Genomic DNA, 6,749 nt, shown 5'->3' with positions numbered 1-6,749 from the left:
CAAAATGCCGCGCACCTCATCCGGTAGGTGGGGTTGAGCGCAGCGAAGCCCAACAGCAAAGGGCTCACTTCTTCTCGCGGGTGACCTTCTCGTACCACAGCGAGTGGTGCTTCTTCGCCCAGGCCCGGCTCACCCAGCCGGTCATCATCGCGGTCACCGAACCCTTGATCCAGATCCCGGCATAGATGTGCACGATGATCGACAGTACCAGCACGAAGGCGGCGACGGCATGGGCCAGGGCGCCCAGGCGGATCACCGGGATGGGGAACAGGTGGGCGAAGTACTGCCGCCAGATGACCACGCCGCTGACCAGCAGCACCAGCATGCAGGCCAGCAGCACCCAGAACAGGATCTTCTGCCCGGGGTTGTACTTGTCGATCGGCGGCAGCTTTTCCTCGCGGTTGTTCAGGACGTCGTTGATCTGCTTGAGCCACTGGGCGTCCTCGCGACCGATCTTGTTGTGCCGCCAGAAGCGGATCACCAGAAAGGCGAAGAACACGAACATCGCCACACCCATGAAGGGGTGCAGGATGCGCGTCCAGGTGCCGCCGCCGAACAGGTTCGAAAGCCAGAACAGCGCGGGATGGAACAGCGCCAGTCCCGACAGCCCGGCCATGAAGAACAGGATCGCCACGATCCAGTGGTTGGTCCGCTCGTTGGCGTTGTAACGCTGGATTTCAGGTTTCATCTCGATCTCCCAGGACGCCCCCGGCCAAGCCGGGGGCGTACCCCTGCTAGGGCTGCTTGTCGTGCGGATCGAAGATCTGCACGGACGGACTCAGCTGCTTGACCTCGCCCCTGGGCGCATCGCCCTCGGGACGGGGCGGCGCCTCGACCACCTCGTCGTCGTCGTCGGTCCGGTTGGGGCCGACACGCACGTAGTGGAAGAAGCCGGCCAGCACCGCCGCGCCCATGGCGAACAGCGCCAGGGGCTTGGTGAAGCCCTTCCACAGGCCCACCGTGGGGCTGATGGTCGGGTCCTTGGGCAGGTGGTTGTACAGCTGCGGCTGGTCGGCATGGTGCAGCACGTACATGACGTGGGTGCCCCCTACCCCAGCCGGGTCGTACAGACCGGCGTTCTCGTAGCCGCGGCTCTTTAGATCGACGATGCGCTCGGCGGCGTGCTCCTTCATGGCGTCCTTGGTGCCGAAGGTGATGGCGCCGGTCGGGCAGGTCTTCACGCAGGCCGGCTCCAAGCCGACCCCGACCCGGTCCGAACACAGCGAGCACTTGTAGGCCTTGTTGTCCTTCTTCGAGATCCGCGGGATATCGAAGGGACAACCGGCGATGCAGTAGCCGCAACCGATGCAGTGGTCCTGGTTGAAGTCGACGATGCCGTTGGCGTACTTGACGATGGCCCCCGGACTCGGACAGGCCTTGAGGCAACCCGGCTCGGCGCAGTGCATGCAGCCGTCCTTGCGGATCAGCCACTCCAGTTTGCCGGCCTCGTCCTCGTGCTCAGTGAAGCGCATCAGCGTCCAGGAGTCCGCGGTGAGGTCCGCCGGGTTGTCGTAGGTGCCATGGGTATGGCCCACCTCGTCGCGCAACTCGTTCCATTCCGAGCAGGCGACCTGGCAGGCCTTGCAACCGATGCACTTGGACACGTCGATCAGCTTGGCCACTTCCGCCTGGGTGCGCACCGAGGTGTAGGCCGTGGTGGTCGCGGAGCGGGCATAGATATCCTGACTGGCCATCACGCTTTCTCCACGTTGACGAGGAACGACTTGAACTCGGGTGTCTGGGTGTTCCCGTCACCCACGAAGGGGGTCAGGGTGTTGGCCAGATAGCCCATCCGCGCCACGCCGGAGAAGCCCCAGTGGATGGGGATGCCGACGTGGTGCACCGTCTCGCCGTTGACCTGCAGCGGGCGAATGCGCTTGGTCACCACCGCCTTGCAGACGATGTGGCCGCGCTTGGAGGTGACGCGCACCAGATCGCCGGCGGCGATGCCCTTCTGCTTGGCCAGCACCTCGCCGATCTCGACGAATTGCTCCGGCTGGATGATGGCGTTGAGGCGGCAGTGCTTGCTCCAGTAGTGGAAGTGCTCGGTCAGGCGGTAGGTGGTGGCCGCATAGGGGAAATCCTTGCGATCACCGAAGTCCGCCCAGTCGTCCTTGAGCACCCGCGCCGCCGGGCTGTTGAGGGCCTTGCGGTTGTTGGGGTGCAGCGGGTTGACGCCGATGGGGGTCTCGAACGGCTCGTAGTGCTCCGGGAAGGGCCCTTCAGCCATCTTGTCCAGGGCGAAGAAGCGCGCCACCCCTTCGGGGTTCATGATGAAGGGACTCATGCCATCGGCCGGCTTGGCGTCGATCTTGTAGTCGGGCACGTCGGTACCGCCCCACTTCTGCGCCTTGTCGTTCCACCACACCAGCTTCTTGCTCGGGTCCCAGGGCTTGCCCTGGAGATCCGAGGAAGCGCGGTTGTAGAGGATGCGTCTGTTGTTCGGCCACGACCAGGCCCAGCCCAGGGTCTGCCCCATGTGGAAGGGATCGCTGTTGTCGCGCCGCGCCATCTGGTTGCCCTGCTCGGTCCAGGACCCGCAGAAGATCCAGCAACCCGAGGCCGTGCTGCCATCGTCCATCAACTGGCCGAAACCGGCGAGTTGCTGGCCGGCCTTGGCCGAGACCGCGCCCTTGGCATCCAGCACATCGGTGACGGCGTAGCCGTTGAACTCCTTGGCGAGTTCTTCCGGTGCCGGCTCCTCGGGCTTGGCGTAGGGCCAGGACAGCCCCAGGATGGGATCGGGGAAGGCCCCGCCCTCCCTGGCATAGGCCTCGCGCAGCTTGAGGAACAGCTCGGACATGATGGCGATGTCGCTGCGCCCTTCGCCGGGTGCCTCGGCGCCCTTGTAGTGCCACTGCAGCCAGCGGCTGGAGTTGACCAGGGAGCCGTCTTCCTCGGCGAAGCAGGTGGTGGGCAGGCGGAACACCTCGGTCTGGATCTCCGCGGTGTTCACATCGTTGTGATCGCCGTGGTTGCGCCAGAACTCGGAGGTTTCGGTGGCCAGGGGGTCCATGATCACCAGCCACTTGAGCTTGGACAGCCCGCGCATCACCTTGGCCTTGTTGGGGAAGGCGGCGATGGGGTTGAAGCCCTGGCAGACATAGCCGTTGACCTGGCCCTTGCCCATCATGTCGAAGTAGCGCAGGACGTCGTAGCCGGCGCCGGTGACATCGACCTTGGGCAACCAGTGGTAGCACCAGTCGTTGTCCTTGGTGGCCTTGTCGCCGTACCAGGCCTTCATCAGGCTGACGTGAAACTTGCCGTAGTTCTGCCAGTAGCTCAGTTGCCCCGGGCGCAGCGGCTTGCTGGCGCGCTTGGTGATGAAGGCGTTGTAGTCCTGCTCGCCGTCACCGCCGATGGTCAGGTAGCCGGGCAGTTGGATCGACAGCAGGCCCAGGTCGGTGAGGCCCTGGATATTGGAGTGACCGCGCAGGGCGTTCATGCCGCCACCGGGCATGCCGATGTTGCCCAGCAGCAGTTGCACCATGGCACCGCAGCGGATGATCTGCGCGCCGATGGAGTGCTGGGTCCAGCCCAGGGCATAGAGGATGGTCATGACGCGACCGGGCGCCGAGGTCTCGGCGATTTCCGCCCAGACCTTCTGGATCGCCTCGGGCGGCGTGCCGCAGGTCTGGCTGGCCACCTCCAGGGTGTAACGGCTGTAGTGCTGCTTCATCAGCTGGAAGACGCAGCGCGGATCCTGCAGGGTCGGATCGATCTTGACGAAGCCGTCGTCGCCGATCTGATAGCCCCAGTTCACCTTGTCGGTGTAGGTGCGCTTCTCCGCATCGTAGCCGTTGTACAGGCCGTCCTCGAAGGTGAAGCCTTCCTTCACCAGGAAGCCGGCGTCGGTGTAGTTGCGGACGTACTCCTGCTGGATCTTGTCGTTCGTGATCAGGTAATTGATCAGCCCGCCCAGGAAGGCGATGTCGCTGCCGGTGCGGATCGGCGCGTAGTAATCCGCCACCGAGGCGGAACGGGTGAAACGCGGATCGACCACGATCAGCCGGGCGTTGTTGTGCGCCTTGGCTTCGGTGACCCATTTGAAGCCGCATGGATGGGCTTCAGCGGCATTGCCGCCCATGATGAGGACGAGATTGGCGTTCTTGATGTCGCTCCAATGATTCGTCATCGCACCACGGCCAAACGTCGGGGCAAGACCTGCCACCGTCGGGCCGTGTCAGACGCGCGCCTGATTGTCGAAGGCCAGCAGGCCCAGACTCCGTGCGATCTTGTGCGTCAGATAACCGGTTTCATTGGAGGACGCCGAGGCGGCCAGAAAGCCCGTGGTCAGCCAGCGATTGACCGTCTGGCCCTTGTCGTTGGTGGCGATGAAGTTGGCATCGCGGTCTTCCTTCATCAGGGTGGCGATGCGCCCGAGCGCCTCGTCCCAGCTGATGCGGGTCCACTCGTTGCTGCCGGGCTTGCGGACTTCGGGGTACTTGAGGCGATTGGGGCTGTGGATGAAATCCAGCAGGCCAGCGCCCTTCGGGCAGAGGGTGCCGCGATTGACCGGGTGGTCGGCGTCGCCCTCGATGTGAATGATGTTCTGGGCCACGTTCTTGGCCCGGTCGCCCATGCTGTACATGATCAGGCCGCAGCCGACCGAACAGTAGGGACAGGTGTTACGGGTTTCCACGGTGTGCGCCAGTTTGAAATGGCGCACCTGGTCGGCAAAGGCGGCTGTGGGAGCCATGCCTAACGCCGCCAGGCTGGATCCCGCAAGGCCGACTCCAGCGACCTTGAAGAATTGCCGACGGTTCATATCCACGGTTCTTATCCTCGTTCAGGCTGGGTCCGGTGCGTAGCCGGACCCTGCACAGAGAGTAACTCAACCGTTTGGCTTATCGAGCGCTTCGCTGTTGTCGCCGATCAATGGAAGTCGGCCTTCCGTCTCCTGATCCGCCGCGGTCTGACGAACGGGGTGGCGAGTGGGCAGCGGATCGCGACTGCTTATCCAGCGGATGTGCAAGGTCAGGGCCTGGCGAAAGGCGTCCGGTAGAGCGGTCCGCTGATCCTGTCGATTCGGCAGCGCCGGAAAGTCATGCTAAGCTCGCTAACTTTCCTCGCGATGCCTCGGACCCCTTCACCATGTCCAAGCGCCTGCCGACGCCGCCATAGCACCACCCCTCCCCCGGTAACCGCCCCTGCGGCGGCTGCCCGTGTCTTGCTGCCCTGTCGTCTCTCCGCGATCGCGCCCCGCCGCGCCATCGCCCGTTCTGGATACGCCATGAAAAGTGTCTCTCCCCGCGCCGACATCCTGGCCGGTCTCACCACGTCCTTTGCCCTGGTGCCCGAGTGCATCGCCTTCGCCCTGGTCGCCCATCTCAACCCGCTGATGGGGCTCTATGGCGCCTTCTTCATCTGTACCCTCACCGCCCTCTTCGGTGGCCGCCCCGGCATGGTCTCCGGCGCCGCCGGCTCCATGGCGGTGGTCATCATCGCCCTGGTGGTGCAGCACGGCGTGCAGTACCTGCTGGCCACGGTGGTGCTCGGCGGCCTGCTGATGATCGGCTTCGGTCTCCTGCGCCTGGGCAAGCTGATCCGTATGGTGCCGCACCCGGTCATGCTGGGGTTCGTCAACGGCCTGGCCATCGTCATCGCCCTGGCCCAGCTGGAGCACTTCAAGCAGGGCCAGACCTGGCTCAGCGGTACCCCGCTGTATCTGATGATCGGCCTGACCGCAGCGACCATGGCCATCATCTGGCTCCTGCCGCGCCTGACCCGCGCCGTGCCGCCGGCCCTGGCAGCCATCCTCGGCGTCGGCCTGGCGGTGCACTTCCTCGACCTGCCGACCCGTACCCTGGGCGACATGGCCCATATCGCCGGCGGCCTGCCGCGGCTGGCGCTGCCCGACATCCCCTGGAGTCTGGAAACCCTGCAGATCATCCTGCCCTATGCGGTGCTGATGGCCCTGGTCGGCCTGCTGGAGACCCTGCTGACGCTGAATCTCACCGACGAGATCACCGAGAGCCGCGGCCGCCCCAATCGCGAGTGCGTGGCGCTCGGCGCGGCCAACCTGGCCTCGGGGCTGTTCGGCGGCATGGGCGGTTGCGCCATGATCGGCCAGACCATGATCAATCTGAGTTCGGGTGGCCGTGGCCGGCTGTCAGGGGTGGTCGCCGGCGTGCTGATGCTGCTCTTCGTGCTGTTTCTCTCGCCGCTGATCGAGCGCATTCCCCTGGCGGCGCTGGTCGGCACCATGTTCGTGGTCGCCCAGCAGACCTTTGCCTGGGCCTCGCTGCGGGTGCTGCACCGGGTACCGCGCAGCGACATGCTGATGATCGTCGCCGTCACCGTGATCACCGTCTTCGCCGATCTCGCCACCGCGGTGCTCTGCGGCATCGTCCTGGCCGCGCTCAACTTCGCCTGGCAGCACGCCCGCCGGCTCTATGCCGACAGCCACCTGGAGGCGGACGGCAGCAAGAGGTACCAGGTGCACGGCACCCTGTTCTTCGCCTCCACCGCCACCTTTCTCAACCAGTTCGATCCGGCCGGCGATCCCGCGAAGGTCGTGGTGGACTGCCGCCACCTGAGTTTCGTCGACTACTCCGCGGTGGCGGCGCTGCATACCCTGCACGAACGCTATGCCAAGGCCGGCAAGCGGGTGCGGGTGCTGCACCTGTCGCAACGCTGCAAGCAGCTGCTGCGTCGCGGCGGGGTGACGGACGACCTCGCCCTCGGCGATTGAACCCCGGACGGCGCCGCCGGGTCTTTCCCAGCAATGTCCTGCTCCCGGAGATCCG

At 65.2% G+C, this 6,749-nt stretch carries 4 protein-coding genes; 1 reads left to right on the top strand and 3 read right to left on the bottom strand.

What is annotated here, in order from left to right; translation table 11 throughout:
- Positions 1-64: 64 nt before the first annotated feature.
- Genes DBY63_RS23485 through fdnG form a run of 3 tightly spaced genes read right to left on the bottom strand, consistent with a single transcriptional unit; the run spans position 65 to position 4,774 of the window.
- Positions 65-688, bottom strand: a complete 624-nt coding sequence (locus DBY63_RS23485) for a formate dehydrogenase subunit gamma (protein WP_007162369.1) — start codon at positions 686-688, stop codon at positions 65-67.
- Positions 689-734: 46 nt separating this feature from the next.
- Positions 735-1,694 carry a formate dehydrogenase subunit beta gene (fdxH, locus tag DBY63_RS23480; protein WP_027601448.1) on the bottom strand — a complete coding sequence of 320 codons (960 nt, stop codon included), beginning with the start codon at positions 1,692-1,694 and terminating at the stop codon, positions 735-737.
- A complete protein-coding gene (gene fdnG / locus DBY63_RS23475) occupies positions 1,694-4,774 on the bottom strand; it encodes a formate dehydrogenase-N subunit alpha (protein ID WP_139346960.1) in 3,081 nt (1,026 codons plus the stop codon). Before fdnG ends, fdxH begins: the two co-directional genes overlap by 1 nt.
- A 459-nt stretch (positions 4,775-5,233) precedes the next feature.
- On the opposite strand from fdnG, the gene DBY63_RS23465 reads away from it, so the two are divergent.
- Complete coding sequence (locus DBY63_RS23465; RefSeq protein WP_108582958.1) at positions 5,234-6,694, top strand: SulP family inorganic anion transporter; 1,461 nt, start codon at positions 5,234-5,236, stop codon at positions 6,692-6,694.
- Positions 6,695-6,749 lie beyond the last annotated feature (55 nt).

It is taken from the genome of Pseudomonas sp. RIT411, from assembly GCF_003057735.2.
Lineage (GTDB): Bacteria > Pseudomonadota > Gammaproteobacteria > Pseudomonadales > Pseudomonadaceae > Chryseomonas > Chryseomonas oryzihabitans.
Note: the sequence above shows the minus strand (reverse complement) of the source record. Positions and strands in the feature narration are given on the sequence as shown.